Source organism: Dehalogenimonas sp. NIT-SK1, assembly GCF_055384165.1.
The window spans coordinates 1,593,808-1,619,985 of record NZ_AP042352.1 but is presented as its reverse complement, the minus strand read 5'-3'; the positions used below and the strand labels follow the sequence as shown (position 1 = coordinate 1,619,985).

General features: G+C 46.0%; 32 protein-coding genes and 1 tRNA gene. 19 read left to right on the top strand and 14 right to left on the bottom strand.

Annotated features, from left to right (window positions below; all coding sequences use genetic code 11):
• Window positions 1-41: 41 nt before the first annotated feature.
• Together ACZ48S_RS08445 and pyrF are read right to left on the bottom strand one after the other, a co-directional pair.
• On the bottom strand, window positions 42-239 hold the full coding sequence (locus ACZ48S_RS08445; protein ID WP_464212595.1) for a DUF951 domain-containing protein: 198 nt from the start codon (window positions 237-239) through the stop codon (window positions 42-44).
• A 37-nt stretch (window positions 240-276) separates the two neighbouring features.
• A complete protein-coding gene (pyrF, locus tag ACZ48S_RS08440) occupies window positions 277-1,068 on the bottom strand; it encodes an orotidine-5'-phosphate decarboxylase (protein ID WP_464212593.1) in 792 nt (263 codons plus the stop codon).
• A gap of 121 nt (window positions 1,069-1,189) precedes the next feature.
• Here pyrF and ACZ48S_RS08435 point away from each other — a divergent pair, with 121 nt between their 5' ends.
• Window positions 1,190-2,035 (top strand): hypothetical protein, encoded by an 846-nt coding sequence (locus tag ACZ48S_RS08435; RefSeq protein ID WP_464212591.1) that lies wholly within the window; start codon window positions 1,190-1,192, stop codon window positions 2,033-2,035.
• A gap of 35 nt (window positions 2,036-2,070) precedes the next feature.
• Here the strand turns inward: ACZ48S_RS08435 and ACZ48S_RS08430 are convergent, their stop codons facing one another.
• From ACZ48S_RS08430 to ACZ48S_RS08420, 3 genes are all read right to left on the bottom strand, one after another.
• Window positions 2,071-3,366 carry a LemA family protein gene (locus ACZ48S_RS08430; protein WP_464212589.1) on the bottom strand — a complete coding sequence of 432 codons (1,296 nt, stop codon included), beginning with the start codon at window positions 3,364-3,366 and terminating at the stop codon, window positions 2,071-2,073.
• Window positions 3,367-3,740: 374 nt separating this feature from the next.
• On the bottom strand, window positions 3,741-4,124 hold the full coding sequence (locus ACZ48S_RS08425; protein ID WP_464212587.1) for a response regulator: 384 nt from the start codon (window positions 4,122-4,124) through the stop codon (window positions 3,741-3,743).
• 187 nt (window positions 4,125-4,311) lie between these two features.
• Window positions 4,312-4,893, bottom strand: a complete 582-nt coding sequence (locus ACZ48S_RS08420; RefSeq protein WP_464212584.1) for a rhomboid family intramembrane serine protease — start codon at window positions 4,891-4,893, stop codon at window positions 4,312-4,314.
• A 97-nt stretch (window positions 4,894-4,990) separates the two neighbouring features.
• Between ACZ48S_RS08420 and ACZ48S_RS08415 the strand changes: the two genes are divergently transcribed.
• From ACZ48S_RS08415 to ACZ48S_RS08365, 11 genes are all read left to right on the top strand, one after another.
• Window positions 4,991-5,683, top strand: a complete 693-nt coding sequence (locus ACZ48S_RS08415; protein ID WP_464212582.1) for a winged helix-turn-helix domain-containing protein — start codon at window positions 4,991-4,993, stop codon at window positions 5,681-5,683.
• A gap of 1 nt (window position 5,684) precedes the next feature.
• Entirely contained in the window at window positions 5,685-7,016 is a 1,332-nt protein-coding gene (locus tag ACZ48S_RS08410) for a HAMP domain-containing sensor histidine kinase (RefSeq protein ID WP_464212580.1), read from the top strand.
• 69 nt (window positions 7,017-7,085) lie between these two features.
• On the top strand, window positions 7,086-8,120 hold the full coding sequence (gene ltaE / locus ACZ48S_RS08405) for a low-specificity L-threonine aldolase (protein WP_464212578.1): 1,035 nt from the start codon (window positions 7,086-7,088) through the stop codon (window positions 8,118-8,120).
• A gap of 94 nt (window positions 8,121-8,214) precedes the next feature.
• A complete protein-coding gene (locus tag ACZ48S_RS08400) occupies window positions 8,215-8,646 on the top strand; it encodes a methylglyoxal synthase (RefSeq protein WP_464212576.1) in 432 nt (143 codons plus the stop codon).
• A gap of 38 nt (window positions 8,647-8,684) precedes the next feature.
• Window positions 8,685-9,611: a PstS family phosphate ABC transporter substrate-binding protein gene (locus ACZ48S_RS08395; protein WP_464212574.1), complete on the top strand. Its 927-nt coding sequence runs from the start codon at window positions 8,685-8,687 to the stop codon at window positions 9,609-9,611.
• Between the two features lie 148 nt (window positions 9,612-9,759).
• Window positions 9,760-10,140 (top strand): acyl-CoA thioesterase, encoded by a 381-nt coding sequence (locus ACZ48S_RS08390; RefSeq protein ID WP_464212572.1) that lies wholly within the window; start codon window positions 9,760-9,762, stop codon window positions 10,138-10,140.
• Between the two features lie 21 nt (window positions 10,141-10,161).
• Window positions 10,162-11,097, top strand: coding sequence for a phosphate ABC transporter permease subunit PstC (gene pstC / locus ACZ48S_RS08385; RefSeq protein WP_464212570.1), 936 nt, complete (start codon window positions 10,162-10,164; stop codon window positions 11,095-11,097).
• A gap of 3 nt (window positions 11,098-11,100) precedes the next feature.
• A complete protein-coding gene (pstA, locus tag ACZ48S_RS08380; RefSeq protein WP_464212568.1) occupies window positions 11,101-11,967 on the top strand; it encodes a phosphate ABC transporter permease PstA in 867 nt (288 codons plus the stop codon).
• Window positions 11,968-12,039: 72 nt separating this feature from the next.
• Window positions 12,040-12,792: a phosphate ABC transporter ATP-binding protein PstB gene (gene pstB, locus ACZ48S_RS08375; RefSeq protein WP_464214594.1), complete on the top strand. Its 753-nt coding sequence runs from the start codon at window positions 12,040-12,042 to the stop codon at window positions 12,790-12,792.
• Between the two features lie 10 nt (window positions 12,793-12,802).
• Window positions 12,803-13,462: a phosphate signaling complex protein PhoU gene (phoU, locus tag ACZ48S_RS08370; protein WP_464212566.1), complete on the top strand. Its 660-nt coding sequence runs from the start codon at window positions 12,803-12,805 to the stop codon at window positions 13,460-13,462.
• An 8-nt stretch (window positions 13,463-13,470) separates the two neighbouring features.
• Window positions 13,471-13,887 carry an arsenate reductase/protein-tyrosine-phosphatase family protein gene (locus ACZ48S_RS08365; RefSeq protein WP_464212564.1) on the top strand — a complete coding sequence of 139 codons (417 nt, stop codon included), beginning with the start codon at window positions 13,471-13,473 and terminating at the stop codon, window positions 13,885-13,887.
• Here the strand turns inward: ACZ48S_RS08365 and ACZ48S_RS08360 are convergent.
• Window positions 13,882-14,808: an alpha/beta hydrolase family protein gene (locus ACZ48S_RS08360; RefSeq protein ID WP_464212562.1), complete on the bottom strand. Its 927-nt coding sequence runs from the start codon at window positions 14,806-14,808 to the stop codon at window positions 13,882-13,884. The two genes, ACZ48S_RS08365 and ACZ48S_RS08360, sit on opposite strands and share 6 nt — an antisense overlap.
• Before the next feature lie 184 nt (window positions 14,809-14,992).
• On the bottom strand, window positions 14,993-15,622 hold the full coding sequence (locus tag ACZ48S_RS08355; RefSeq protein WP_464212560.1) for a DOMON domain-containing protein: 630 nt from the start codon (window positions 15,620-15,622) through the stop codon (window positions 14,993-14,995).
• A 212-nt stretch (window positions 15,623-15,834) separates the two neighbouring features.
• On the opposite strand from ACZ48S_RS08355, the gene ACZ48S_RS08350 reads away from it, so the two are divergent.
• The 3 genes from ACZ48S_RS08350 (at window position 15,835) to ACZ48S_RS08340 (ending at window position 17,767) form a co-directional block, all read left to right on the top strand.
• Window positions 15,835-16,209 carry a response regulator gene (locus tag ACZ48S_RS08350; RefSeq protein ID WP_464212558.1) on the top strand — a complete coding sequence of 125 codons (375 nt, stop codon included), beginning with the start codon at window positions 15,835-15,837 and terminating at the stop codon, window positions 16,207-16,209.
• A 15-nt stretch (window positions 16,210-16,224) separates the two neighbouring features.
• A complete protein-coding gene (locus ACZ48S_RS08345; RefSeq protein ID WP_464212556.1) occupies window positions 16,225-16,629 on the top strand; it encodes a secondary thiamine-phosphate synthase enzyme YjbQ in 405 nt (134 codons plus the stop codon).
• A gap of 121 nt (window positions 16,630-16,750) precedes the next feature.
• The gene (locus ACZ48S_RS08340) at window positions 16,751-17,767 is read left to right on the top strand and encodes a Rossmann-fold NAD(P)-binding domain-containing protein (protein ID WP_464212554.1); all 1,017 of its coding nucleotides are present in this window, start codon (window positions 16,751-16,753) and stop codon (window positions 17,765-17,767) included.
• Window positions 17,768-17,888: 121 nt separating this feature from the next.
• Here the strand turns inward: ACZ48S_RS08340 and ACZ48S_RS08335 are convergent, their stop codons facing one another.
• The 6 genes from ACZ48S_RS08335 to ACZ48S_RS08310 form a co-directional block, all read right to left on the bottom strand.
• Window positions 17,889-19,349 carry a B12-binding domain-containing radical SAM protein gene (locus ACZ48S_RS08335; protein WP_464212552.1) on the bottom strand — a complete coding sequence of 487 codons (1,461 nt, stop codon included), beginning with the start codon at window positions 19,347-19,349 and terminating at the stop codon, window positions 17,889-17,891.
• A 12-nt stretch (window positions 19,350-19,361) separates the two neighbouring features.
• Window positions 19,362-20,159: a radical SAM protein gene (locus ACZ48S_RS08330; RefSeq protein ID WP_464212550.1), complete on the bottom strand. Its 798-nt coding sequence runs from the start codon at window positions 20,157-20,159 to the stop codon at window positions 19,362-19,364.
• A complete protein-coding gene (locus ACZ48S_RS08325) occupies window positions 20,159-20,434 on the bottom strand; it encodes a Dph6-related ATP pyrophosphatase (RefSeq protein ID WP_464212548.1) in 276 nt (91 codons plus the stop codon). The genes ACZ48S_RS08330 and ACZ48S_RS08325 overlap by 1 nt, the downstream gene beginning before the upstream one ends.
• A gap of 2 nt (window positions 20,435-20,436) precedes the next feature.
• Window positions 20,437-20,895 (bottom strand): Dph6-related ATP pyrophosphatase, encoded by a 459-nt coding sequence (locus ACZ48S_RS08320; RefSeq protein WP_464212546.1) that lies wholly within the window; start codon window positions 20,893-20,895, stop codon window positions 20,437-20,439.
• A gap of 205 nt (window positions 20,896-21,100) precedes the next feature.
• Entirely contained in the window at window positions 21,101-22,495 is a 1,395-nt protein-coding gene (locus ACZ48S_RS08315; RefSeq protein WP_464212544.1) for a reductive dehalogenase, read from the bottom strand.
• 233 nt (window positions 22,496-22,728) lie between these two features.
• Complete coding sequence (locus ACZ48S_RS08310; RefSeq protein ID WP_464212542.1) at window positions 22,729-24,126, bottom strand: reductive dehalogenase; 1,398 nt, start codon at window positions 24,124-24,126, stop codon at window positions 22,729-22,731.
• 276 nt (window positions 24,127-24,402) lie between these two features.
• Here ACZ48S_RS08310 and ACZ48S_RS08305 point away from each other — a divergent pair.
• Window positions 24,403-24,478, top strand: a tRNA-Val gene (locus ACZ48S_RS08305).
• 174 nt (window positions 24,479-24,652) lie between these two features.
• Here ACZ48S_RS08305 and ACZ48S_RS08300 read toward each other — a convergent pair.
• Window positions 24,653-24,937 (bottom strand): hypothetical protein, encoded by a 285-nt coding sequence (locus tag ACZ48S_RS08300; RefSeq protein ID WP_464212540.1) that lies wholly within the window; start codon window positions 24,935-24,937, stop codon window positions 24,653-24,655.
• 189 nt (window positions 24,938-25,126) lie between these two features.
• Here ACZ48S_RS08300 and ACZ48S_RS08295 point away from each other — a divergent pair, with 189 nt between their 5' ends.
• The 3 genes from ACZ48S_RS08295 (at window position 25,127) to ACZ48S_RS08285 (ending at window position 26,116) form a co-directional block, all read left to right on the top strand.
• On the top strand, window positions 25,127-25,297 hold the full coding sequence (locus ACZ48S_RS08295) for a protease inhibitor I42 family protein (RefSeq protein ID WP_464212538.1): 171 nt from the start codon (window positions 25,127-25,129) through the stop codon (window positions 25,295-25,297).
• A 97-nt stretch (window positions 25,298-25,394) separates the two neighbouring features.
• Window positions 25,395-25,559 (top strand): hypothetical protein, encoded by a 165-nt coding sequence (locus tag ACZ48S_RS08290; protein ID WP_464212536.1) that lies wholly within the window; start codon window positions 25,395-25,397, stop codon window positions 25,557-25,559.
• 17 nt (window positions 25,560-25,576) lie between these two features.
• Window positions 25,577-26,116 carry a GNAT family N-acetyltransferase gene (locus tag ACZ48S_RS08285; RefSeq protein WP_464212534.1) on the top strand — a complete coding sequence of 180 codons (540 nt, stop codon included), beginning with the start codon at window positions 25,577-25,579 and terminating at the stop codon, window positions 26,114-26,116.
• Window positions 26,117-26,178: the final 62 nt, after the last annotated feature.

Genomic DNA, 26,178 nt, shown 5'->3' with positions numbered 1-26,178 from the left:
GTCATAAAATGCAGCTGGCTGAATACGCAGAATACGGCTTATCACGCTTCTTCTCCTCTGGACATAAATGACTTCAGACGTTTTTCCAGTTGTGCCCTGGGTACGAGCAGCCGACGCTGACAGGATAGACAAATGATGCCTATGTCGGCGCCCAGTCGGTAAACCTTCCAATCACAACTGCCGCAAGCATGGGGTTTGCGCAACCGTATAATATCATTGAGGCGGAAGTCGACTATCATTTCATACCCACCAAGGTAATTATATCAGATGAACGAATCAGCGATAGCGGTTGATCTCATCACGGGTTGACTGAGCCGTCCGGCGGACGGCCATGGCATAGTCTTTGTTTGATGAGGCGTAAATGATTTGACGTGAGCTGCTGATGATAGCCATCCGGCCATTTTGATCAGATCCGTTTTTTACCGCTTGTTCCAAATTGCCGCCCTGGGCTCCGATTCCGGGTATTAGGAAGGGTATGGTTGGGTGTTCCTGCCTTATAGTCTTGAGTTCTTTTGGTTGGGTGGCGCCGACAACCAGGCCTAGGTTGTGGTGAATATTCCAGTCTGCGACGCGGTCAGCTACCAGACGGTATAGTGGTTTACCGTTGCAGTCAAGAGACTGGAAGTCAGCGGCACCGGGATTTGAGGTGCGGCATAGGATGAAAACGCCCTTATCGTGGTAGGCAATGAAAGGCTCAATGGAGTCATATCCCAGGTAGGGATTAACAGTCACGGCATCGGACCCCAGTTCATCAAAGGCTGCGCGGGCATAAGCCCGTGCAGTGTTGCCGATATCCCCCCGCTTGGCATCAAGGATGACCGGTATGCTATCCGGTACCGCTTTGATAACTGCCTTCAAGTCTCCCAGGCCATTACTGCCAAGAGCCTCGAAAAAGGCAGCATTGGGTTTATATGCGCAGACCAAGTCTTGTGTGGCCTCAATCACTGAGCGACAAAAATCAAGAACGCTCATTCCAGTCGGAATCTTATCCGGCTCGGGATCAAGCCCGATGCACAGCCAACTGTTATTAGTGTTGGCGGTGGTGATAAGTCGATTATAAAAATCCATTATCTAATGTTATCAGGATGCATGGCTGCCGACAAGACGCTGTGCTAAAGGTTTTCTTGACAATCAAGCTCCAGGCCAATATCTTGAGCATTGTGAATATTTTTGGTAAAAGGTTTTCCTTATGTCATTAAAACCAGTCCACTGGAGTTTCTTAACACTATTCATAAGTGAAGTACTGGCAGTAGTGGTGGCTCTGCGTCAACTGCGCTTTATTGAAGATGAAAATATTGCGTTACCGGACGTTTCGGCTGGTATGCCGTTAGCTTATTTTTTAGGTACGGTAGTTGTCGTCAGCTTAGCTTTGGCCTTGCTGCCGATTACCGCTCTGAGATTTATTATCAAAGCCCTGTTTTTGATACTTTATGCTTGGGGTGTTTTTGTTGTGCTTGCTTTGCCTCTGCCGGTTGCGGCAGCAGGTATTATTGCGGCTGCCGGAGCCCTGGTTTGGCTGCGTTGGCCATGGATATGGCTGCATAATATCCTGCTGGGTGTAGCGCTGGTAGGTTATGCTTCGGTATTCGGATTTTTATTGTCCCCCGGCGTGGCTTTGGGCTTGATGGCAGTTATTTCTATTTATGACCTGGTTTCAGTACGTTCCGGTCATATGATGTGGATGGTAAAAAAAATGACCGGTATGGATATTGTGCCGGCATTTATTTTCCCTGTTGAGCCGACCAACTGGCATCTTTCAATAACAGATATCAGGCTGGATAAACCTGACGAAAGGCCTGTATCTCTACTGGGCGGCGGTGATGTGGGTTTTTCTCTTATTGTCTTGGTATCCGTTCTGGCTGTCGGCGGACTGGCTACCGCGGTAATCATGTCTCTTTGCCTGCTGGTTGGGTTATTGTCTGTGTACTGGGTTCAGAAGATATTTTTCAAGGGCGGACCGACACCGGCATTGCCACCGCTGACTGTCGGGGCGCTAATTGGGTATGGTTTATTGACCTGTTTTTCGCTGATTTAACATTAATCCGTCAGCGTACAGGGTGAGTATTTTGGTCAATCAGCCAATTTAACCGTTACTTCTGCGCGTTCAAAATCCGTATTTTCGAGCAATGGACTGGATCTAAAACCGGTTAGTTTACCCAGCCAGCGGTCCGGTATTATCTCCAGCCTAGTCCGGTAGAAAGTAGCGATTTCATTGTAATAGTCTCTTGCCATGGCCAAACGTTGTTCTGTTTCTGCCAGGCATTGCTGTAAGGCTAAGAATGATTGGTCTGCTTTTAACTCCGGATATTCCTCTATGATTAACAACAGCTTAGAATTTATTCCCTGTAGACCTTTGTGCTCTAGTTCCCCTGGATTATCGCCTTGTTGTCTTATTTCGGCAGTTAACTGCTGCAAGCTACTTTCGTGCCGTTGGTATCCTTCCACTGTTTTAATCAGGTTGGGGATGAGATCATGACGGCGCTTGAGTTCAATGTCGATTTGAGACCAGCCCTGATTGACCCGCTGCCGCAGACGCACCAGGTTATTGTAGGCATTCCAAATCCAGCCAATCATTAATACTGCCAAATACAGTATGGTCCCGGTTAACAGAGAAATGGTTGGAGCAGTCGGAGTTTGGATTTGAGATTGATATAATGCAATTCCACCCAACAGCAAACCCAGACCACCAGCCAGCCATAGCCAGTACCATAACCGATAGCGGTTGCTATGATGCTTTTCATCATGGGTGGATATAAGAAACCACGGAGAATTTTTATTTTGGGCTATTTCAGCCGCTACTAAGTCCTGACGTTCACGGGCGTGACCGACTACATATATCGGGTTGTGCAATGGTATAGCTTGTTCAGTGAAGCGGCGCCGGTGAGTAGAGTTGGAAACGGATTCAGCCGGTCCTTTTTCATAGTATAGAGAATTATTGCGGCGGCATTCCTGACTGAAAACTGAGTCGGCGTGAATCTCAGCCCCATCAGGTAGAATGCGGATTAGACCGGTATCATCTTTCAGATAAATAGGCACGCTCTTTGATTTTTGGGCTACTGTTTTCCAGCCGCTTTGAGTTTTAGGACGGCCTTTAGCATCCAGGCTGGTGCGTCGCCAGTGCTCCTCAATTTTATAGGAATAATGAACACAGTCGACACCAGCCAGATAACTCCGCAGTGGTGTTTCACTTTCCGCTGTTCCTTTTAGTTCAACTGTCCCGATAAATACACCTTTTGCCTTAGATGTGGGGGTATCGTCAATCAGGCAAAGGCGACGGTAAAAATGAAAGGCCGCCAGAAGGCACCCCAATGACAACAAAGCGGCAATAATGGGGATGAAAACTAAGTCAGAGCTGGGAGTTGGCACTGGAATTTTTATCCTCAGATTATTACTTATAAAGCTTTTTTTAAGTTACCAGTAATCGACAGATGAGTGCAAGTTTTGGGCTTTGAAGGGAGCCGGCTGGTACGAGTTAATTTATAGGTTCGCAAAGCAATTAGCTACGAATTCGGTATTAGTACTCAGCGTTAAAAACGAAGGAAACGACTCTAATGTTACGAAGGAAAAAGACAAGTTCACGATTGGATTCGTTTTCCGAGATGATTCCTAAACAAATAATCTTTATACCGATATAACAATTACAGAACAAACGATAACATATATTGCACCTTTCGGCAAGGAGCAAATGTTACACTTTTAGGAATAGAGAGTAATGATAGACTGAATGTTGTCTGATAGTATTATCTGGGGACTGAGAGGATCTGAGATATGGCATTTCGTAGTTCCTGTGGGGTAAAAGGCTTGGGCAAAAACGGACGTCCGGAATTTTGAATAAATTCAGCGGTATCCTCATTCATCAAGTCTCCGCTTGTAAGCAGAATCCGATCTGCTAGTTCAGGCCTTTCTTTTTTCAGCTCGCGAAAAACGGTTTTACCGGAAGTCAATGGCAGGCGAATATCAAGTAAAACGGCATCGTATTCCCCCGACAGTACCTGTCGCCAGCCCTCCTGTCCGTTATCAGAACACATGATATGATGTTCGAAGTCTGAAAGGACTCTCCGACAGAATTCACAAATTGACGGTTCGTCATCGATTATCAGGACTTTTTTCTTATCGGTTATCAAAATATACCCTTAACCTTAATATATACATTATCCATCTTATAACCCTAGCGGGACAATTGTCAATAGTATGGTTAAGAAACATTATAGTCTACAGAACCAAGAATTAGACCAGAATGCAGATAAGGGAAAGCTATCAAAACAATAGTGGACAATAGGCTTGCGGGGGCTTAAACCCTTTAATTAGATACTAGTAACGGAGTCGTCCGCGACTGAAAAACAAAGCCGCACCGATACCGGTTAATAGCCCGCCCAGGTGGGCTTCCCATGCAATGCCGGGCAGAAGAGATATCAGCAGTCCGCCGCCTATAACGGCGATCCAAAGCGGCATGGGGACCGGAATTGGAAAAATAAAAACCCTGGTCATCGGGCGCAATACCGCCAGCGCTCCGCCAAGGGCAAATATGGCACCTGAGGCGCCCACAGCAACGGCATTGGACGGTCCCAGCAGCCAGAAAAAGATGCTTCCGATTATACCTCCGACAAAGTATATGCTGAGCATGTTCCGTTCGCCAACCGCTTGAGTTAAGTAACTGCCGAAGAAAAATAATGCCAGCATATTAAAAAGTACATGGGTAAGGCTGCCGTGAACAAATATGCTGGTAACCGCTGTCCATGGTTCACTGAGAAAGGCAGCCGGCATTAGTCCCCACTGGTATATGAGCGATGGCATACCCATAGAAACCAGGTAGATTAAAACATTGACCCCGATAAGTACAAAAAGCGGGTCCTGCCATATGGGCCGATTGTATTGACGATACATAGTTAGCATATGATACGTTCTGTATGTTGATTTGGCAAATTAGCGGATATAATATGTATTTTTAACAGGTTGATGCCAGCCTCAGCAGGCCCTATACTGAATAACAATGGCTACGATAGTTGTCGTTGAGGACGACCGCACCATGGCTGAGTTGTTGAAGTATAATCTCAGCCGTGAAGGTTTTACTGTTTTTACCGCTGCTGACGGCAGCGGCGGTCTGGAGACCATCAGACAGCAGAAACCGGACATTGTTATTACAGACTTGATGCTGCCGGGAATTGATGGTTTTGAACTAACGCGTATTTTGAGGCGAGAAAGCCCGATTCCGGTACTTATGCTGACTGCCCGCAGTGAGGAACTGGATAAAGTATTGGGACTGGAACTCGGGGCGGATGATTACCTGACCAAACCTTTTTCCATGAGGGAGCTTTTGGCCAGAGTCAAAGCCATGCTGCGTCGGTCTGAATTGTCAGCTGGTGATAATGCATCGGCGCCAGCAAAAAGCATTAAGGCTGGTAATGTTGAGCTGGATGATACTCGCCATCTGGTTGCAGTTTCGGGGAAAACAGTGGAACTGACTCACCGTGAATTTGATTTATTAAAGTATTTGATGCTCAACCGTGGTCAAGTGTTTTCTCGTGAAAGCCTGCTTGACCGGGTTTGGGGTTATGACTATCCGGGGGATAATCGCACGGTAGATGTTCATATCCGATGGCTGCGGCAAAAAATCGAATCTGATCCATCACAACCAACTCACCTGCTGACGGTACGTGGTGTCGGATATAAATTTGAGGGATGACATGACTGAAAAACTACTGCGACGATTAATCATTACCGCTGTTGTTACTATAGCGGTTGCCTTGACGGTTGTTGGCCTGGTGCGAGGATTTTCCCTGGATCTGCTTGTGGCCGGTATCGCCGCAAGCATCGCGGTAGCAGTTACTATCTATTTGATGGTGCCTTCTACCGGTGATGATGAGGCTGAAATTGAGCTGGCAATGAAGAGGATGGCTGGTGGTGAATCCACTGATAGAGTCCGGCTGGTGGCAATCGGGGAACTTGCTGATATCAAGCATGCTTTCAATGAAATGGCTAAAAAGGTCGGTGACCGGTTGAAAACCCTTGGTGTTGAAAGAAATCGGATGGAATTGGTATTGTCTCATGTTACCGACTCCATTTTTCTAGTTGATAAACATGGAGAAATCACTCATCAAAATGAAGCTGCCATAACGATGTTTCATCTTGATAGTAAATCTGATGGGCAGACACTGATGGAAGCAATACGCAACCATGAAATTGATGATATGCTCAGAAAGTGTCTATCTGAAGAAAAAAGGCAGGAGGGTGAAGTATTATACCGGCCGGGACGACGCCAATACGGGGTAATCATAACGCCATTACAGAACGAACCGGGCGCAGTGGTTGTAATACGGGACTTAACTAATTTGAAGCGGCTCGAGACGGTGAGGCGGGATTTTGTGGCTAATATTTCTCACGAACTACGTACGCCCCTGGCTTCATTGAAACTACTGGCGGAAACATTGAGAAATGGAACAGCTGATGATACCGAGGCAGCTGAAGAATTTCTGACTCGTATCGTGGTTGAAGCTGATAAAATGGGGCAGCTGATTGATGAATTGGGAGAGTTATCCCGAATTGAAAGCGGCGCAGCGCCACTGCATAAGAAAAAGACAAATATTGACAGCGTTATTACTGATGCTGTCGAGAGATTGCGTCCTCAGGCAGACAGGGCTGAATTAGCTATGTCAGTAGAAGTTGGACAGGCTGTACCGGCAGTTCAGGCTGATGCGGGCCGCATTGAACAAGTATTGATGAACCTGGTTCATAACGCCATAAAATTTACACCTCCTGGAGGCAGCATAACCATAGCGGCTGAACCCAAGGGTAAAGGGGTTGAAGTTTCTATCCGGGATACTGGCTGCGGAATACCCCCAGATGACCTGCCGCGGATTTTTGAAAGATTCTATAAAGCAGATAAGGCCCGGAATGATGGTGGTACAGGTTTGGGATTGGCCATTGCCAAGCATCTCATTCAAGCTCATGGAGGGGAAATTCGCGCGGAAAGTGTACCAGGCCAGGGAACCACTATCTTTTTTACCCTATCGGGATGATAATAGCAGGGTAAACCTGCTTGATCACCACCTTTGCCGAATAAATACTTGAATTGAACCGGAGGCTGTATGCCAATAATTGATCTTAGAAGCGATACAATTACCCATCCCACTCCGGATATGCGGCAGGCTATGTTGGTGGCAGAAGTTGGGGACGATGTTTTCGGCGAAGATCCTACAGTTAACCGTTTGGAAAAAACTTCCGCTGAACTAACCGGCAAAGAGGCGGCGCTTTTTACACCCAGCGGTACTATGAGCAACCTAATTGCCGTTATGATACACACCCGTCACGGCGACGAAATCATACTCGGTGACCGCAGTCATATTTTCCTCAATGAGGCCGGAGGAGCGGCCGCCTTGGGCGGGGTGTCCTTCAGGACGGTACCCAATCAAGCAGATGGTACTATTCCAATTGATTCTATTATGGCAGCGGTTCGCGGAAAAAACATTCATTGGCCTGAGACAAAAATGCTGTGCCTGGAAAACAGCCATAATTTTTGCGGCGGAGCCGTGCTTGATATTGACTACAGCGCCAAAGCTGCTGAAACAGCCCGCCATTACGGTTTGAAAATACATCTTGATGGCGCCCGGATTTTTAATGCAGCCATAGCACTTGATGTTCCGGTCAGCGCTTTATGCGCCCCGGTTGATTCCGTTTGTTTCTGTCTTTCTAAAGGGCTTTCAGCTCCCGTTGGTTCGGTTCTGTGCGGCAGCGCCGATTTTATAGCCCGTGGGAGAAAAATCAGGAAAATGCTGGGCGGCGGTATGCGCCAAGCTGGAATTATCGCGGCAGCGGGCATCAACGCCTTAGAAACGATGACCGAACGATTGGCTGAAGACCATCGGAATGCCAGGCTACTGGCGGAAGGTTTGAATGAAATACCCGGCATAGAAGTCGAAATACCGGCTACAAATATCGTGATGTTTAGATTGTCATCGGGTTGGAATGCTCATGATTTTGTTAATAAGGCCGAAGCCGTTGGCGTTAAACTCATACCTATTGGTTCCGAGCAAGTCAGGGCTGTTACCCACCGGATGGTGAAGGAAACTGGTATCCGGGAAGCTATAACAAAGGTGCGGAAAATCACAGCGGATAATTCTTAACAATATCTTAATATTCCCTTAAAGTAGCCTTAAACTTGGGGCTCTATACTGAATCAGTAATATGATAAGAAGTATAGAATCTCAAGGAGGCAACTTGAATACCGTAACCCTGGCTCTCATCGCCCATGACAACAAAAAAGAAGAAATGCTATCCCTGGTTAGAGACCACAGGGACGACCTCTCTGAATTATCACTTGTAGCTACCCGTTCCACCGGAATGCTTATCCAGGCCCGAACTGATTTACCGGTTACCTTAATGCAAAGCGGCCCAATGGGCGGAGACCAGCAAATTGGTTCACTGGTAGCCTCTGGCGTAGTCAAGGCGGTTATATTTCTGCGTGATCCCCTGACCGTACAACCACACGAACCGGATGTCACTGCTCTTCTCAGAGTATGCGATGTGCATAATGTGCCTTTAGCTACCAATCTGGCTACAGCAGAGGCTCTGCTGCACCTGATCTTTGACCACCCCGAAATAATCAAGGAGCTTTCCTTGCACGCCCGTTTTTTAACCGGAACCACTTAAGTTCCGTATATATAAAGAAAAAAATAAAGGAGAAAGAGTTGAAATCAAGGAAATCCCTGAAATGGCTAACCCTGCCCTTGGCACTGGTAATGGCAACATCGCTGGTTGTAACCGGTTGCAGTGAAGACAACGATGACCCGACACCGACGACTACTGGACCGGCTCCCTTAACCGGGACACTGGATATTATCGGTTCCAACACAGTAACCCCAATCAGCACCGCATGGGCTGAGGAATTCATGAATCAGCACCCACAGGTTAATATTTCAGTTTCCGGCCCCGGTTCCAGTGCGGGAATTGCCGCTTTAATCAATCAGACAACCACATTTGCTCAAGCGTCACGTTCCATCAAACAATCCGAAATAGACCAGGCAAAAGCAAACGGTGTTGACGTGGTGGAAACCATAGTTGGCCTCGATGCTTTATCTGTGGTAGTCAATCCTAACAATCCGGTAGATAGTCTGACTATCGAACAACTCTCCGATATCTATACCGGTAAAGTAACCAATTGGAGTGAAGTTGGGGGCAATAACGCCCCGATTGTGCTGCTCTCCCGCGACACCAACTCCGGTACTTATGCCTATTTTCTTGAAGAAGTTGTTCAGCTGGGTTTGGTACCCGATAAGGAAGATTCAGACCTGCAGTATGCCCCCGCGGCGCAGTTGCTGCCTTCAACCACGACCGGTATTACCCAGGTAAGCCAGAACGCTAATGCGATCTTCTATGCCGGCATGGGGTATGTAGATTCATCAGTCAAGGCTCTGGGAATAAAAAAGACTGAAAATGATGAAGCAGTTGTACCTTCCCTGGATACGGCAAAGGAAGGGACGTATCCGATCGCCCGCTTCCTGTACTACTATACTGCCGGTCAACCTGAAGGACTAACCAAAGCTTTCATTGATTATGGTCTCTCAGCCGCCGGTCAGGCGATTGTAGAAGATCTGGGTTTCGTGGCTGTCCAGTAATCGGTCACAATTGCGAATTACCCCCGCCATTTATTTGGCGGGGGTAATTCGAGCTTATCTGATTGGGTTCTGAAAATATATATTCAGATGCTATAATCTGCGATAATAAAACGTAAAATGCGGATAGTGAAATGGATATTGGTTATTAATGGAACATTATAAATTGATCCTGCCGGAACATCTTAACCATGATGGATTTCTGTTCGGCGGGAATATGCTTAAGTGGATAGATGAGTTTGCCTATATTACAGCAACACAAGATTTCCCAGGAAACAAATTTGTTACCATTGCTTTAGATAATGTATCGTTCCGACATCCGGTTGCCGGCGGCGAGATTATTAAATTTGAAGTAACCAGGCATCACACGGGCAGAACTTCAGTCCAATATAACGTCCGAGTATTTGGTACCAGACGGCATTCTTGCCCCGAAGCAATATTATTCGAAACACGGATTACGTTTGTTTCTGTTGATGCTTCCGGTGATAAACAGCTAATAGACTCCTCCAATATAGCGGGGAAACGAGATTAACTCGGAGCATAAGGTCTTAGAATGATTAACAGCAATACTGATGCAGCTAATAAGACCGCGGTGCGGTTAAGAAAACGTCGAAGACCAGTAGAACAGTTTATTGAACTTGGGATACGCTTCACCGGATTACTGGCTATTGTGGTGCTCGTCGGAGTTTTTGTTATTTTACTGCAGAACGGTATCCCAGCGTTATTTGAAACTTCACCGTGGGAATTCTTGACCGGAAACCGCTGGCAGCCATATTCGGAACCGCCGGTTCTGGGTATATCCCAATTTTTTGTGTCTACCCTTTGGGTAACGGCTGTATCTACTATTCTAGCTGTCCCCATTGGGGTAGGTTGTGCTGTTTATCTTGCCGAGGTAGCCCCGCAGAGAATTACCGATATTGTTAAACCGCTGGTGGAACTGCTTTCGGGATTTCCCTCGGTGGTAATGGGTTTTATAGGCTTGGCGCTTTTGTCGCCCTGGGTGCAGGAGACTTTCAACTTGAATACTGGTTTGACCGGTTTTACCGCAGGCATCATGTTATCCATGATGAGCCTGCCGATTATTGTTTCCGTGTCTGAAGACGCACTGAGGGCTGTGCCCGATGAATTTCGCCAGGCATCATATGGTTTGGGCGCAACAAAATGGGAAACCATCTGGAATGTGTCACTCCCGGCCGCTCTGTCTGGCGTTTCAGCGGCAATAATGCTGGGTGTGGGAAGGGCCATCGGGGAAACGATGACGGTTTTAATGGTTGCCGGCGGTGCTCAATCAATACCCAATTCACCTTTTGAACCGATGATGCCGATGACCGCAGCCATTGCCTCCGGTATCGGTAACGCGGTGGTAAACGGGCCTGCTTATCAAGCGCTCTTCGCTATTGGTTTAATTCTTTTCCTTCTGACTCTTTTTGTTAATTATATTGCGGCGCATGTGCTGGAAGCGCAGAAGCGCAAATTCGCGAGGACATAAAATTTGAGTAGTCATTTAGCCGGTCGTGTTCACCGCAAACGCATGTTTAGCCAACGGGCCGCTATATCCATGCTGGGTGTGGCTACCATTCTGGTCGTTGTTCCTATTATTTTCATATTAGTGTATATGATAGCCAATGGTTACAGTGTACTTAATTGGGATTTTCTTACCGAAGCCCCTTCACAGGCAGGTCGAGCCGGAGGCATTTTTCCGACCATAGTAGGCACTTTTTATTTAATGGTTGGTACCATAATCTTCGCATTGCCGATCGGAGTGCTGGCGGGAATATACCTTGCCGAATATGCCCGTGACAATTGGGTTACGAGACTTATAAACTTGGCGATAATAAACTTGGCGGGTGTACCCAGTATTGTATTCGGCCTTTTCGGCTTGGCGGTTTTTGTGATGGCGCTCAATTTTGGCATGTCAATATTAGCAGCCTCGTTGACCCTGGCGGCCCAGGCACTGGCCATGACTATTACTACTTCTCGTGAAGCCATTACAGCAGTCCCAAAAGAATATCGAGAAGGAAGCCTGGCCATCGGAGTATCTAAATGGCAGACGATCAGGCACGCTGTATTGCCTGAAGCCTTTCCAGGTATTCTGACGGGAGCTATTCTGGCAATGAGTCGTGCTGCAGGTGAAACCGCGCCCATCCTGGTTGTCGGAGCAGCATTTCTCGTTCCTGGTTTACCGACATCCCCGCTCGATAGATTCATGGCATTGCCATATCACCTTTATACCGTTTCTTCTCATGTACCCGGTATGTCCAAAGAAGTGATGTGGGGGGTAGCAATAGTGTTGGTTGCTATGGTGCTCCTTTTTAATATCATGGTTACCATTGTTAGAATGAAAACGCGCAAGAGGTAAATAATGGATATCAGGCCATCATTAGTTAATGCAAGCCAAACAGAACACGCCTGTGAAGGCGGCAAGTTGCGAATGCGGGATGTAAATCTTTTTTACGGGAATTTCCAGGCACTGAAGGATGTTTCACTGGATATTCCCTCCTGCGGCATCACAGCCCTGATTGGTCCTTCTGGCTGCGGGAAGTCAACCGCTCTCAGGATTTTCAACCGGATGAATGACCTTATTCCCATCGCGCGTGTTGAAGGCTTGGTTGAATTCGACGGGCTTGATATTTATCAAAAAGAGGTTGATGTAGTAGAACTTCGCAAACGCGTAGGGATGGTTTTTCAGAAACCCAACCCTTTTCCCATGTCAATTTTTGATAATATTGCTTTTGGACCGAGGCGCCATGGAATCAAGAAAAAACATGTGCTGGAGGAAATAGTGGAGAAGAGTCTGCGCCAGGCAGCTCTTTGGGATGAAGTTAAGGATAAACTGGGTCAGTCAGGTCTTTCTATTTCCGGTGGTCAACAACAGCGATTGTGTATTGCCAGGGTCCTGGCGGTTGAACCGGAGGTCATTCTGATGGACGAGCCGTGCTCTGCACTTGATCCTATAGCGACGCTTAAGATTGAAGATTTAATGAGGTCTCTTTCGTCCAGCTACACTATTGTTATTGTTACTCATAATATGCAGCAGGCAGCACGTGTTTCCGACCAGACAGCTTTTTTCATGGTTGATGAAGACCGGTCAGGCAACCTGGTGGAATATGGACCGACCAGCGAACTTTTTACAAATCCTCGGGATAAACGTACTGAAGACTATATTACCGGCCGCTTCGGTTAAAGGAGATTAAATGAGAACTGACTATGAACGAAATTTAAAGCAATTGCAGGGTAAGGTGCTCAATTTGGGCAGCATGGTAGAACATGCCCTGATAATTTCCATGGACGCAATGAAAAACCGTGATCTTGAACTGGCTGAAAAAATAGTCAAGCAGGATGAAAAAATTAACAGGAAGCGTTTCGAGATTGAAGAGGATTGCATTCATCTCATCGCAACCCAGGCACCGATGGCCAGTGATTTGCGGATAATAGTTGCTGTATTAAACATAATTATAGATTTGGAGCGCATTGGAGACCATGCGGCGGGAAACGCCAAGATTGCCATAATGCTTGGTGATGAGCCGCCATTGAAGCCGCTCATCGATTTACCGCGGATGGCAGAGAAAACGGCTGACATGCTGCGCCGGTCCCTCGATGCTTTTGTTAATAGAGATGCGGATGAAGCCAGAAAAGTTACTGATGATGATGATGAGATTGACGGTTTGTATGACCAGATATTTCGAGAATTACTGCTTTTTATGGCTGAGGATCCCAAGACTGTCAGCAGAGCTACCAGACTTATCTGGGCGGGCCATAATCTAGAACGTTCAGCCGATAGAGTAACAAACATCTGCGAGCGTGTTGTATTTGTAGTTACCGGTAAGCAGGAAGAAATTGGTGGTAAGTACTGAACCTGGTGATGAAAGTATTATTTGTCTGTATCCATAACTCCGGCCGCAGTAAAATGGCGGAAGCCTTTTTTAATAGTTACGCTGGTGAAGAGGCAGTCGCAGAATCCGCGGGAACATCACCCGGTGATTCCGTTAATCCGGTGGTGGCTGAAGCGATGAAGGAATTGGGTTTCAGCCTGGAGAACAAGAAACCGCGCCTTTTAACCGCTGAAATGATAAAGTCAGCCGACAGAGTGATTACCATGGGATGTATGAAGGGAGAAGGGGTATGTCCGCTAGTTTTTACCCCGGCTGAAGATTGGGCACTGCCGGACCCAAAAGGCAAGGAACCGGATGAAGTGCGACTTATTAGAGATGAAATCAGAATTCGCATCATAAAACTACTGGAAGAAATGGATATAGATACTGACAGAGGGAAATTATAGTAATGTCCGGCGGAACAGTTCTACAGTGTGACGACGGATTAACGGGTAAAAAAGCCAAGATGACGCATGTCCGGCCGGAAGCCATACCTGTTTCGGTTTTCCTGATGCCTGCCAGAATTCCCTGGCTGTATCCTTTGGGAAATACTCATCCCAACGGGCGTTTATCATAAGCAATGACTTGTTTTTCAGCTCAGGGGTGAATGTATAGGGGTCGAAAAGATATCCCAATTGCGGAGGTGTTACCTCTTCAAAGCCATATGCTTCAACATCAGCCACATAAGCCAGGTAGCGGCTTTGATTTTTACGAAACAGTTCGTCACTTACTTCATATTTCTTGTATCGGCTGCTGCTCCTGGTCTTAGCCAGCTTTTCTATATTCCCGGCGGTAAATAGCAATGCGCCTGAACGAAGCCTTTGGTCGATACCCATGGCAATGGCTGATACATAACCTCCGAAACTGATACCGGCTATCCCGATATGCCGGGAGTCCAATTCCGGACGGGTATCTGCCCAATCCAGCGCCTGACGGATGTTGATTACGGAAATCCGGTATAAGTTATACCAGTCCTGGGCAGACAGATTATAAAAATCATGTTTCATTTCTGTCGGCAGGCGCCTGGAATGAATGGGCATATACAGCGTCAAGCTGGCGATTCCGGATTTGGCCAGAGCGCCGGCAATCAGGCGACAGGGGATGGTGCTGGTATCCCCGACGCCGTGAATCAGCAGTACCAGGGGCGCTACTTTATCATATTGCCGTGGCAGGCGGTATTCACCGGTTACGTTGTTTAACTCAGAATAATCAGTAGGGCAGGCGGAGGAGAAGGTCAGGGTGAAATCCTGTGATGAACCCGAATTATTCAACGGTTCTACCGAAAAGTCATCTTTGCCGGTATATTGATAAGGATTGAATTCAGACATTTATCTGATTCTACGCTGTTTGTTAAAACTGGACAACCGTGTGTGAGAAGGCAGACTGACTCAGTTGGCGGTCTTGTTTGTTTTCAGGACTCCAGTCTCTGATAATAACTTCTTAAAAAGTAATACGCACACCTGTTGAGGTGCGCGTATTATAAATCCAATTTATTTTAATGCTTAAAGCCAATCAGGAGTGGGTAATATCGGCGGTAATGTCGCCATAACCGAGTAAGGAATGTTCCTCAAAAGTATTATCTGATGGGCCTACTGCCCAGATAAAGGCATTTAGTCCGTTCAGGATAGGTACATCATAGGAATCATTTGTTTGAATATGCCTTTTGAATTCAATGGTGGTAACTCCATTTGATTCGCTTCCGGTTATGTCATAGAGGTCGTCGGTTCCTCCATAGGCTGAATCCGGCGGATGACTGCCGCTGTAGCCGGGATTAAATGAGTCTATAGCAGTTACTGCTCCTTGAGCATCCACATAACCCATCCAAAGGTCGGCGCCGGCTTTCTGTAAACTATTTGACAGGGCTATTGCCACCCAGCCAGTAGTCCTGGCTTTTATGCCTACTGATATTATAGCTTCATCATTGCTGGTGGCTACGGCAAAGAGGTCATTAAAGACTTCATAGTGCTCATATTTCCCTTGAGGAAACGTAAGCGGTCCGGTAGGTGTATAGGTATTTGGAGGTGCTGTGGTAGTGGGTGATGGGTCATTATTGCCGTTACCACATCCGGTGACTACCAAACCAAGGGTTAGGGTAACCGATAATAATAATAACAATAACTTACGGTGGGTGAATGAATTCATGACTACATCCTTAGAAATAATTAACCCCCATTTTAGCACTTTTAACATGTTTTTCAAGTTAGGAAACATAATGTTGCCAGCCTGAAAAAGGTTAAATAAAATAATGTTATCTTATTCCATTGTAAACTATGCGGCTAAAAGCTGTGATAAATCATGTTTCAGATAAATCTTGCGCCCATCAATAATGCAGGTTATACTTTTCAGAATAGCGTATGACATCAAAAATACTTGTTGTTGATGACCAGGAACAGATTCGAAGGCTGGTGGCTGGTATTTTAGGGAATGATTACCAGGTTTTTGAAGCCGGCAGCGGTGAAGAAGCGGTTCAGGCGGCCCAGGAACTGCTGCCGGATCTGGTAATTATGGATATACTGATGCCGGGAATGGATGGATTGACCGCCTGCAGCCAGATAAAAAGCATCCCCGCTACGAGTTCAATACCAGTATTGGTATTGACAATAATTGATTATGAGCTGAACCGGCGTTTCGCCGAAAGCCTGGGAGCTGACGGTTATATCACCAAACCTTTCACCCCCGAAGACCTTCGGGAAGCTGTTGCCGCGCATATTAAACCAGCGGCTTACTGAATTTGGCAGGAGCGCTTGAGCAGAATATATTCAATAACCATAGTTACCAGCTACCAAAATGAGTGGTGTGATATCACTAAGGATGTTCAGTCATTAGTGAGCGAAAGTAATACAGAATCCGGTTTATGCTGGTTGTTTGTTCCGCATACCACCGCGGGAATTACCGTGAATGAGAATTGCGACCCAGCGGTATGCCGTGATTTAACTACTGGGTTGGAGCACCTGGTACCTGAAAGCAACCGTTTTGAGCATGCTGAAGGTAATTCCCCTGCCCATTTGAAGGCCAGTCTTATCGGTAACTCTGAGATGGTTTTTATCGAAGAAGGACAACTTAAACTCGGTAAGTGGCAGGGGGTTTTTCTGGCTGAATTTGACGGGCCACGCAAGCGCGAAGTCTGGTGCCGTCTAACAGCGGATTAAAATCTTTCGCCTATAGTAATGACTTAGCCGTGTTCTTACATCATCTGAAACCAGTAGAAAAGAGTTGTTATCGGGAATACCGGTTTTAGGGTCTCATGTTGAATTTGGCTGGAGGCTCCCTATGATAATAGATAATGCTGGCCTTGACCCTGAAGCTTTGGGTGGTAATGCAGCTATGGTGGTCTGTGCCGGGAATGATATTGCGCGAGATTCCGCAAGAAGCCTGGCTCGTATCGGGGTCAACGTAGTTGTGGCAGATACTGATGGTGCCGCCGGAGTTAGAACTGTTGAGTTGATCAAAAAGGAAGGCGGAGAAGCTGCACCAGCTAATATTGGCATTGATGTTCAGGGAAAGATAGACCTTAACTTTTTATATCCTGAAGTCATAAAAAATTGCGGCAAAATTGATCTATTGGTGATTGACGGCAGGTGCCTGGGGGTCGATAAATTTTTGGCGGACATGATTGAGAGACGCTATGGAGTTATAGCTGTTGTCGGGGAGCCCGAGCTTGCCTCTCCTCTCCGAGAGACACTGGTCAGGGAAAGTGGAGATGATGGGAATGCTTCGGTTTTTTCATTTAACACTTCTGGATGCTTGGATACTGAAATAGCCGCGGCAGGGCTGGTGGGGGCAATACGCTTTAGCCGGGAATTTCACGGTCAGGATATTAGTATCATATCCGGTCTGGCTAAAATAAAGCTGGATAATGAGGGCCGTTCATTACCCACAAAAGAAAATACTATTGAATCATCACAATTTCAGCCAGGGTCAAAAGCAGCCATTGCTCAGGCGTTAGAAAAAACTATGGAGGCTGTTGCGGAAGAGTATGAACAGCTCAGTATAATGGTTCGCCCGGTGGCTAAGCGTATTTTCCTGCAGGGTACCGGTATGAAAACTGAAGAGTGGCGAAATTACGCGGCACAGATCAGGCATGCATTAACAGAGGGTGATGAAAATGAAAACAAAAACCGGGAATATCTGGATAGATTGTATCAGTTACATGATTTCTTCGCCGCACAAGAAGTTGAAACCCAAGGCTGGGTGAAAAACCAGGAAAACCTGGTAACCGTGGTTGATACTCTAGCGTACCGGAAGCAGATAGTTGCAGATTTGATCACGTTACTCAACCATTCTTGAGTCGCAATACTAACGCCAGCAGCTTTTGGGCTGAATTTTTAGATAGACAACTACCAGTAATTAGTACCAGCTTTATTCAGGCAGTTGGTCGAATGTTGAAGTCTATTCTGTTTGAATAATATTATTTATTAACCGTTTCAGCTATTTTTTTTGTCCGGATGTCTTCAGGTTTAATGGAGGGTTCGCTGGAATTTTTATTAAACATGACCGGAAGAGTATTTTTGATAAGTTCTTTCACCGCGCCCCAGAATTGAGGCGGATTTTTTATCATGCTTAAGAAGAAACGCTTATTGTAACGCCACATAAAGCGAACACGCCGGGAAGCATAAGTGCGGGCGTATTCGGCAAAGGCTTCATTTACCACCTCGGTCGGCACTTCCGACAGGTTCCCCTTTGTGGCTAAGTTAAATGAAAAGTGAGGCCAGTCAGCAAGTTTTTCCGGTGGCGTGATAAGGCCCTGTTCAACGCAATAGTGATAAAGTGGAGTTTCGGGATATGGGACAAAGCGCATATAGAAGTAAGGGGTATCGCCCATTCGGTGCAATAATTCTCGCGTGGCCTGGTAGTCCTCCATAGTTTCGGTTGGTACCGCTTCCATAATGTAAATGCGCGGCATCATGCGATGGCGGACGACATTCCAAAAGCTTTTCAGCATTTCATCGAGGTCTATATCCTTTTTAAGAAAATCCAATAATCTTTTTGAGCCTGTTTCAACCCCGATGCCTACGGATACGCAGCCGGCGCGTGACATTAGGTCAATATCTTTTTCCGATAAGTCTGCCCGTGCCTCACAATCCCACTTGAGCTTAATATCTCGTTCAATGATAAGTTCGCAAAACCGATGCAGCCTTTTACGGTTAAAAGTAAAATTGTCCTCAAAAAATCGAATAAACTTAACATCATAGGTTTTTTGGAGATGTTCGACCTGAGAAATAATGCGTTCCGCCGAAAAATCACCGCGATAACCTGAATGGAAAGCTGAGTTGTAGCAGAAGGTGCATCGGAACGGACACCCTCGGGAAGTGTTGAGTGATATCTGCCAGTATTTTGGGACATCAATAAGATGCCATGCCGGATCGGGCAGTTCATCCAGATTCTTTATTTCCGAGGCGCGCTCGTTGATTTCTATTTTACCGTTTTCTCGATAGGCCAGGCCCTGGATTTCAGACTTGGCGGGTTTACCGGTTTCCAAATGTTCTATAAGTCGCAACAGGGCATTTTCTCCTGCCCCTACAATGACGTAATCAATAAAGTCCTCGTTCATGGTCTGTTCCGGAGTACAGGAAGGATGAACATTGCCCCAAACGATTTTTGCCTCAGGCAGCAACGCCTTGAAATCCTTTGATTGCGCTATTGCCTGGGTGATATCCGGCCCGGTTAATACTGAGTATCCGATCAGTTCAGGGTTGAAATCAAGGAAATCAGAAGGAGTACGGCGGTCAACCACATTGTCGAATATTTTTACGTCATGTCCAGCTCGTTCCAATACGGCGGCTAAAAACAAAATACCATTGGGAAAAACCGCATAGGTGTTGAATTTGGGGTTAATTTCTGAGCCTGGATTTATAAGTAATACTCTCATCCTTTTGCCTCTCTAAAAAAGCCTTACGGGCGGGTCGCCCTGTCGTTCCATTTCTCCTGATAGATAGTTAACAGTATTGAGGTGTTTCCGGGCAAGCTCAGCCGCGGCCGCTACCTCTTCGCCTGACGGACTTCTATATTCAACCCCTTTAAGGCTGATGAATCCGGTAATACGCAATGGTATATCACTGTCGACTGAGGCTATAAACTTTGCTACTTTTTCAATTTCCGGTGCCTCGATTATTCCCGGTATCAATGTTATTTCCGCTTGTAACCGTTTGCCCATTCTCGCCAGAATCCGAAAATTTTGCAGGGTCTTGTGGTTATCCGCTGAGGTGTATTCGCGATATATTTCCGGGGTTACTGCCTTAAGGCTTACTATTATCTCATCAATGTTAGTCAGGTCAGGCAACACCATTCCATTAGTGAAAAGAATATTATAACTGTGATATTGATTTCTCAGGAATTTGGCCAAAGCCGGTAAGCCCCGGTCGAGGGAAGGTTCAATACCAATAAAAATAGCCCTTTGGATATCCAGACCCTGTATTAATTCAGCAGCTTCTGGCAAAGAAAGCAATCTTTGCGGTGGGGACTCTGGGGAATTGGATTCAACCCTTTCCCGCCAATCAGGAAAAAGAGAAAAGTCCAGTTTCTCCCGTTGGCAGTAGCACCCCTGACACTTCAAATTACATTCAGTCCAATGGTGGAAAATGATGGACTTGTAACTGGGTTCGTAGACAACGTGATACACACCCAAATGGCCAACATACGGGCGCTCAGATTTGGTTGTATCTGAATGTTTGGGGAGCACTATAGATTCTCCTTGCTTCCGGTGCAGACTATTTCAGGTTCATCAGACATCTGGTCTTTTTCAACCAAGCGGCATGACTTGATACCGAGAAACCAGTTGTCATAAATGAGTTTAGGTTCTGAATCGGTGATTTCAAGACGTTTTTTAAAGTTGGGGCCGTCAATAACCAAGGTATGATAGTAGCCGACTTCACCTGAAGGAGAAGATTCGGCACGGCGGCGAAGTTCGTCAAGGGTTTGATGGTCAAGTTTGCGTCCCAGCCACTCCCTGCCCAACCTTACGTTGTCAACGACAATAATGATGGCGCTGTAAAACCGGAATCAATAAGGTCGGCCAAAAGTGATGCCCTGCCTTCGTTCCAGAGAGGCATAATAGGGGTAATACCGGCTGGCTCACATACACTTCTGACCCAGTTCAAATGCTTCTCGGCCAGGTAATTGCCGACGCTGACATCACCGAAAACTCCTCCGGTGATACCCTCCTCGCTGAAGGAATGAAGCATTTTCCGATAGTTGTCATTATAGGTAGCGACGGTGGTGATGGTTCGGGTAAGCGGTATATCCAGAGCTTTAGCTTGGAGCTCGACTACTTCCGGAGGTATGCGATGAGGCCACACTTCTCCGGAATGTTCGGTTACGATGCTGGCCAGCCGTCGCACACGGTGTCCGGATTTTTGCGCGCGATAGGTAGCAAGACAACAATCCTTGCCGCCGCTCCAAGAAACAAAAACATCCATAATAAAAAAATACCCTTTCCAAAAAGGCTGCAGTTTTTATGAAGCCACAATATGTTGAGACCTATTATACTAGAAAAAGCTATGTGTAACCACTGCTAACAGCATGGTAACATAAAGAAACATCATGAAGTTTTCTTTTTTAGATGTTTTCAAAAAGAGAGGCAGGTTTAAAAAAACCTGCCTCTCTTCAGTTATTGGGCTTTGGTTACCACTTAAAGGTACCGGCGCCGTGAGTGACATCAGCCTTCCAATTATTTAAATCCCGATTCCACCATGCTTCCAATTCTTCATGGTTTTTGGGTTCGGCATATTGGAAAACCCGGTCCATAGTTGCGAAGAAACTATTGAAAACCGGTGTGGAGGAAGAAATACCCCTTACAACAGGATGAATCAGCCCTTCATTAGGATGATTGAAGGGACACAGGGTATGGCAGACACCGCAGCGAGAGGGAGCTCCTGTTTCACGGCATTTCAACCAGTCTACACGCCAACCACGATAGCCGGGACGGTTGCCGGGTCCGACTTCCCAAGTTGGTTCTTTTTCCTGACCGAGGGCTTCACTGGGACATTTTTCAGCGCAGCGCATACAGGTTTCACAGAACTTGGTACCACCAAAATCAATCGGGTTGGTAGGGGCCAGGGGCAGGTCTGTGATGATGTAGTTAGTGATACGGGTTTGCAGTCCCGAGCGAGGTGTCATCATATATGTGGCTCGTCCCTGTTCACCAAGCCCGGTGAAAATACCCAAAGCGACATTAGTACGGACACCGGCTTTATAGGCGTGATAACCCAGATTTTTAATAAACCTCATAGCCTGCCATTCAGTATATCGGGCATCACCATAGGCACGATGAATTGCGGGACGGCCTAACGGCATGGGCATAGCGAGCTTGCCGGGATAAGCTTCATCTTCACGGAGTTGATAAAGACCTTGAATATAATTCTGTTGAATGGAATAAGTTAACAAGTATTTACACTTAGCCGGAATATGATAGACGCTCCCATCCCGTATGCCTTTTTCGACACCATCGAAAATAACTTCACCTTTAGTGAATATCTGCAACATATGGTCGTTAAGTTCCATGGCGCCGACTTGGTCAGCGCTAGCCAGGTGCAAGGCCGCGCGAAGCATACGGGTATTTTCTTCAGGGGACCCGTTCCATGGGCTTACTCCTTTATCCTGAGGAGTGGTTACAGGCGGGCCGTCCCAGGGAGCAGACGGTTGTAAGCCGGAGACCATGTCAGCTAACGCCGCGCAACGGACATCACGCCCGGGTATTTTCTGAGTAAGGCCCTCCATGTCAAAATTCGCATCACGCTCCTTACGCCAGGCGGCATTTTCAGCGCTTGGAGATGGCATACCGGTTGTTGAAAGATCAACCTGTTTGAAGGTGGTCCAGTCAACCTCAGATGTTATATCTTCAAGTTCGTTTTCCTTGACCCACCAGGGATGCAGTGCTGAGGGTGATGAGGCAGCCAGTTCATCCAAATCGTTGAAAGATGGATTGACCGCCGACGCAACACCCAAACCTGCACCGGTCAATCCCAGTGCTTTCATAAAATCCCGACGACTGACCGAAGAGTGGAATTTTGTTACCATTAGATACTCCTTTAACGTTTTTATTTTTATGTGTTACTATTAGATTAGAAAAAACGACTAAAGTAGTATAAAACAAAAACTATAGTAAGTCTATCCGCCATTATGCGTAATTATCATGATTATTTAGTAAAGTAAAAATCACAAAATATAACACATATAAATATGGATAAGTTCAATAAAACAAAATCAAGGCGGGTATCAACTGATACCCGCCTTGATGAATTGGGCTTTGGTTACCAGACGTTCTTGCCGGAACCGAGAGTAGTGTCTCCCATCCAGTTATCGAGGTCACGGGTCCACCAGCCTTCCAGTTCTTCGTCGGACTTGGCTTCCGCGTAAGCAAAAGCACGATCCATGGTAGCGAAGAAACTGTTGAAGATTGGCGTGGCTGCTGCCGCGGCGCGAACTACCGGATGAATAATACCATCAGATGGATGGTTGAAGGGGCAGGTGGCCTGGCAGTTGCCGCAGGCTCCGGGAGATCCGAAGTCAATACAAGTCTGCCAATTCATAAACCAACCTTTGTATCCAGGGCGATTTCCGCCGCTTACGGTATCCCACGACATGTCATCATCCTCTGAAATTGATTGAGAAGGGCATCGTTCGGCGCACCGTTTACAGGTGGGGCAGAATTTGGATGCTCCAAAGTCAATTGGTGGAGTTGCGGCAAGAGGAAGGTCAGTGAAGAAATAATTGGTGTAACGGATCATAAGGCCGTAGCGTGGAGTCATCAGGTGTGTTGAGCGTCCCTGTTCGCCGAGTCCGGAGAATACACCCAGCGGTACATTAGCGCGGACTCCGGTTTTATAAGTACCATACCCCAAATTCTTCACCATTCCCATAGCCATATACCCAACCTGAGCCGCATGTGAATAGGCGTGACCTATTGCCTGGTTACCGAGCTGTTTTTTGGTGCCATACCCACCCGGCATACTATCATCTTTACGTAATTGGTACAGACTCTGGATATAGTGCTGCTGGGTAGTAAAGGTGAGCATATATTTGGCTTTTTGCGGTATGTGGTAAGTGCCGCTTTCGTCACGATAACCTACGTCAGTTGAGTCAAAGACATAACCCGACGCATCAAATATCATCTTGGTCTTTTCATTGACTTCCAAGGCACCGGTCAATACCGCTCCGTAGGTATGCAGAGCCGCCCGCATCATCTGTAGATTGTTTTCCGGAGTGTCTTCCCAACGTTTGCCTTCTGCTAAGTCATGTAATGAACCGGAAGGACCGTCCCAAGGGGCATTGGGGCCAATGAAGCTGGAACCTCGGCCAAAGGCATAGTCGCGGAGTGAATCGCCGGGAGTCTTATTGGCAAATGAGGCTTTTAGGATTGCATTATCCCGGGCTGTATTAGCTTCACGATTTGACTGGGAAATACTGGGCATGGGATTAGCACTACGATCAAATGGTTTAAAAGTATTCCAGTCTATTTCATTTGTAGGATTATGATGTTCACGTTCTTTGACCCACCAGGGTTGAGACTGATTACTGGCGGTAGCAGCTAGTTCATCCAAGTCCTTGAAACCTGGAGCCAGGGCAGCGGCGGCGCCCATGCCGACGCTGGATACACCCAGTGCTTTCATAAAATCTCGACGGCTGAGTGTGGAATGGAATTTGGTCATCTCGTTCTCCTATCAAATTTAAATAACGCGGACTTCCCCGCAGCCACCTGGTCTCTTCCAAGCGTCAGTGAAGTTCTGCACCTCCTTGGTAATATAAGATGTTCTAGATATGACATATAATAACCATAATATATACAAAAGTATATACGCCAAAATGCCTATTTTTAATAATAATAAAATAACCATAAGTAAATAAAACATTATATGAACTAGGGCTTTAATAAAAGTGTTGGTTTTACATCTGCCATTCTTTGGGATAAAATGGCCTGACCGTTAGGGCGGCTAGTTCAGTGGTTAGAACGCCTGCTTCACACGCAGGAAGTCCGTGGTTCGAGTCCACGGCCGCCCACCAACCACTTGCAAAAATATAGCAAAAAACTAGCTTTCGCTTCACTTATTCTTGAAGAACAACCCAGATTACTTCGTCCACTCTGTTAGAATATGTCACTTGTCCATTCATTGGGATCGTTACCTTTCAGTACGTATATGTTTATGGCAAGATGAAATGGCTTCCACTCCGTTTGCCTTACCGCTTGAATAGGGTAAAATTGGACATAGCTATTAAGCCAATTCCTACAATGCCAATAACCATTGCAATGCCTGTGGTATTTTCTCCCAGAATATCACCATCAAACATAAAGAAAGCAGCCATCAACGATAGCACAAGTCCTATTATAAATAGTGGAAAGAACGACTTTTTATTACTAACGATAGGCTGCTTTAATTTCCCTCGATTGCGTAAAGCAACCAAAGCTATGGCTACTGCTACGAGTACAAGAGCTATGATTATTATTGGTAGACCTTCGCTCATGTCTAATCCTCCTCCGATTGTGATGCCTAATATTGGACCGTAAGAATTAAAATATTATTTATATGGCAAATATCGGGATGTTTGTCCTTCCATGCGTACGCTCACACTTAGTCGAACCAAACGACTGGTTTCAAGTGGCCAGAGTTAGCAACGATCGTTGATCAAGCCATTATACATTAAACGAATCATATGTATTTAGCTCCAGAAGACAAAGGAGTAGTCGGAACAGCTAGTAACGAAATTTGGACTTTTAAAGTGTCAAGAAAGGATACTTCCACATTGTATCTTGAATGCAGTCAACCATGGGATGTTGGGCAAACAGATGTCTTTGGGTTCTTCTTGACGGTAGTAGTAAAATAAAGTGTTTTCCATATAACGAGGTGAAAAAACAAGAAGAATGTGTAGGGCAAAAGGTGAAAAGTATTAACTTGGCCTATATGACATGAGAGGGGGAATAATGGGGAACAATCTCAAAGCAATTGGCTTCATTCTCATTTTTGTTGGTACATCAGGATTGTTGCTGAACGAGTTAGTTGATAGCTGGGGCAGGGCTGTTACGATTGCTTTTGCCTGCTTCAATGTAATTGGTCTGTTAATATTAATTTTTGGGAAAAAGAAATAATATAGAAGTTCGAACCTATGTTTCTTGAAGGTAACCTAGTAGGACTCCGTCCAATAGAAGCTTCGGACGCCCATGCGGCGTATCCTATGTTGTTAGAACAAAAAGTGTTGGAATGGTTACTTTGGGATGGCCCGAAGAGCGAAGAAGAACTTACGTCTACCTATAAGCAATGGGAGAATGATCATGGAAAAGTTGATGATTATAGATTCGCTATCGAATCCATAGATCGAGTAGGAATTATAGGTAGTATAGTATTAAGGTTTCCAGAAAATAAAGAGCAAGCAGATATTGGATATTGGCTGGGATCTCAATTTTGGGCTAAAGGTTATATGACAGATGCTGTGCGGTTAATATGCCGTTTTAGTTTTGAATATTTAGGAATTACCAGAATTTATGCGCCAGTTTTCAAGGGAAACATCGGGAGTCGACGAGTACTTGAGAAGAACGGTTTTAGTCTGGATGGTACCTTGCGTAGTCATTTATTGAAAAACAAACAATGGCATGATGCTTGGTTTATGTCATTACTTAGGTATGATTGGTATAAACACAATGCATAGAGATCTTTGATTGAATGAAACCTTACTTTTTATTGGACAATCCTCTGGAGAGCTAATTTCTT

Bases quoted from the DNA above. Each gene is read 5' to 3' on its own strand.
- ACZ48S_RS08445 (WP_464212595.1), bottom strand. From the start codon at position 239: ATGATAGTCGACTTCCGCCTCAATGATATTATACGGTTGCGCAAACCC.
- pyrF (WP_464212593.1), bottom strand. From the start codon at position 1,068: ATGGATTTTTATAATCGACTTATCACCACCGCCAACACTAATAACAGT.
- ACZ48S_RS08435 (WP_464212591.1), top strand. From the start codon at position 1,190: ATGTCATTAAAACCAGTCCACTGGAGTTTCTTAACACTATTCATAAGT.
- ACZ48S_RS08420 (WP_464212584.1), bottom strand. From the start codon at position 4,893: ATGCTAACTATGTATCGTCAATACAATCGGCCCATATGGCAGGACCCG.
- ACZ48S_RS08415 (WP_464212582.1), top strand. From the start codon at position 4,991: ATGGCTACGATAGTTGTCGTTGAGGACGACCGCACCATGGCTGAGTTG.
- ACZ48S_RS08410 (WP_464212580.1), top strand. From the start codon at position 5,685: ATGACTGAAAAACTACTGCGACGATTAATCATTACCGCTGTTGTTACT.
- ltaE (WP_464212578.1), top strand. From the start codon at position 7,086: ATGCCAATAATTGATCTTAGAAGCGATACAATTACCCATCCCACTCCG.
- ACZ48S_RS08390 (WP_464212572.1), top strand. From the start codon at position 9,760: ATGGAACATTATAAATTGATCCTGCCGGAACATCTTAACCATGATGGA.
- pstC (WP_464212570.1), top strand. From the start codon at position 10,162: ATGATTAACAGCAATACTGATGCAGCTAATAAGACCGCGGTGCGGTTA.
- pstB (WP_464214594.1), top strand. From the start codon at position 12,040: ATGCGGGATGTAAATCTTTTTTACGGGAATTTCCAGGCACTGAAGGAT.
- phoU (WP_464212566.1), top strand. From the start codon at position 12,803: ATGAGAACTGACTATGAACGAAATTTAAAGCAATTGCAGGGTAAGGTG.
- ACZ48S_RS08365 (WP_464212564.1), top strand. From the start codon at position 13,471: ATGAAAGTATTATTTGTCTGTATCCATAACTCCGGCCGCAGTAAAATG.
- ACZ48S_RS08360 (WP_464212562.1), bottom strand. From the start codon at position 14,808: ATGTCTGAATTCAATCCTTATCAATATACCGGCAAAGATGACTTTTCG.
- ACZ48S_RS08355 (WP_464212560.1), bottom strand. From the start codon at position 15,622: ATGAATTCATTCACCCACCGTAAGTTATTGTTATTATTATTATCGGTT.
- ACZ48S_RS08350 (WP_464212558.1), top strand. From the start codon at position 15,835: ATGACATCAAAAATACTTGTTGTTGATGACCAGGAACAGATTCGAAGG.
- ACZ48S_RS08340 (WP_464212554.1), top strand. From the start codon at position 16,751: ATGATAATAGATAATGCTGGCCTTGACCCTGAAGCTTTGGGTGGTAAT.
- ACZ48S_RS08335 (WP_464212552.1), bottom strand. From the start codon at position 19,349: ATGAGAGTATTACTTATAAATCCAGGCTCAGAAATTAACCCCAAATTC.
- ACZ48S_RS08320 (WP_464212546.1), bottom strand. From the start codon at position 20,895: ATGGATGTTTTTGTTTCTTGGAGCGGCGGCAAGGATTGTTGTCTTGCT.
- ACZ48S_RS08315 (WP_464212544.1), bottom strand. From the start codon at position 22,495: ATGGTAACAAAATTCCACTCTTCGGTCAGTCGTCGGGATTTTATGAAA.
- ACZ48S_RS08310 (WP_464212542.1), bottom strand. From the start codon at position 24,126: ATGACCAAATTCCATTCCACACTCAGCCGTCGAGATTTTATGAAAGCA.
- ACZ48S_RS08300 (WP_464212540.1), bottom strand. From the start codon at position 24,937: ATGAGCGAAGGTCTACCAATAATAATCATAGCTCTTGTACTCGTAGCA.
- ACZ48S_RS08295 (WP_464212538.1), top strand. From the start codon at position 25,127: ATGTATTTAGCTCCAGAAGACAAAGGAGTAGTCGGAACAGCTAGTAAC.
- ACZ48S_RS08290 (WP_464212536.1), top strand. From the start codon at position 25,395: ATGGGGAACAATCTCAAAGCAATTGGCTTCATTCTCATTTTTGTTGGT.
- ACZ48S_RS08285 (WP_464212534.1), top strand. From the start codon at position 25,577: ATGTTTCTTGAAGGTAACCTAGTAGGACTCCGTCCAATAGAAGCTTCG.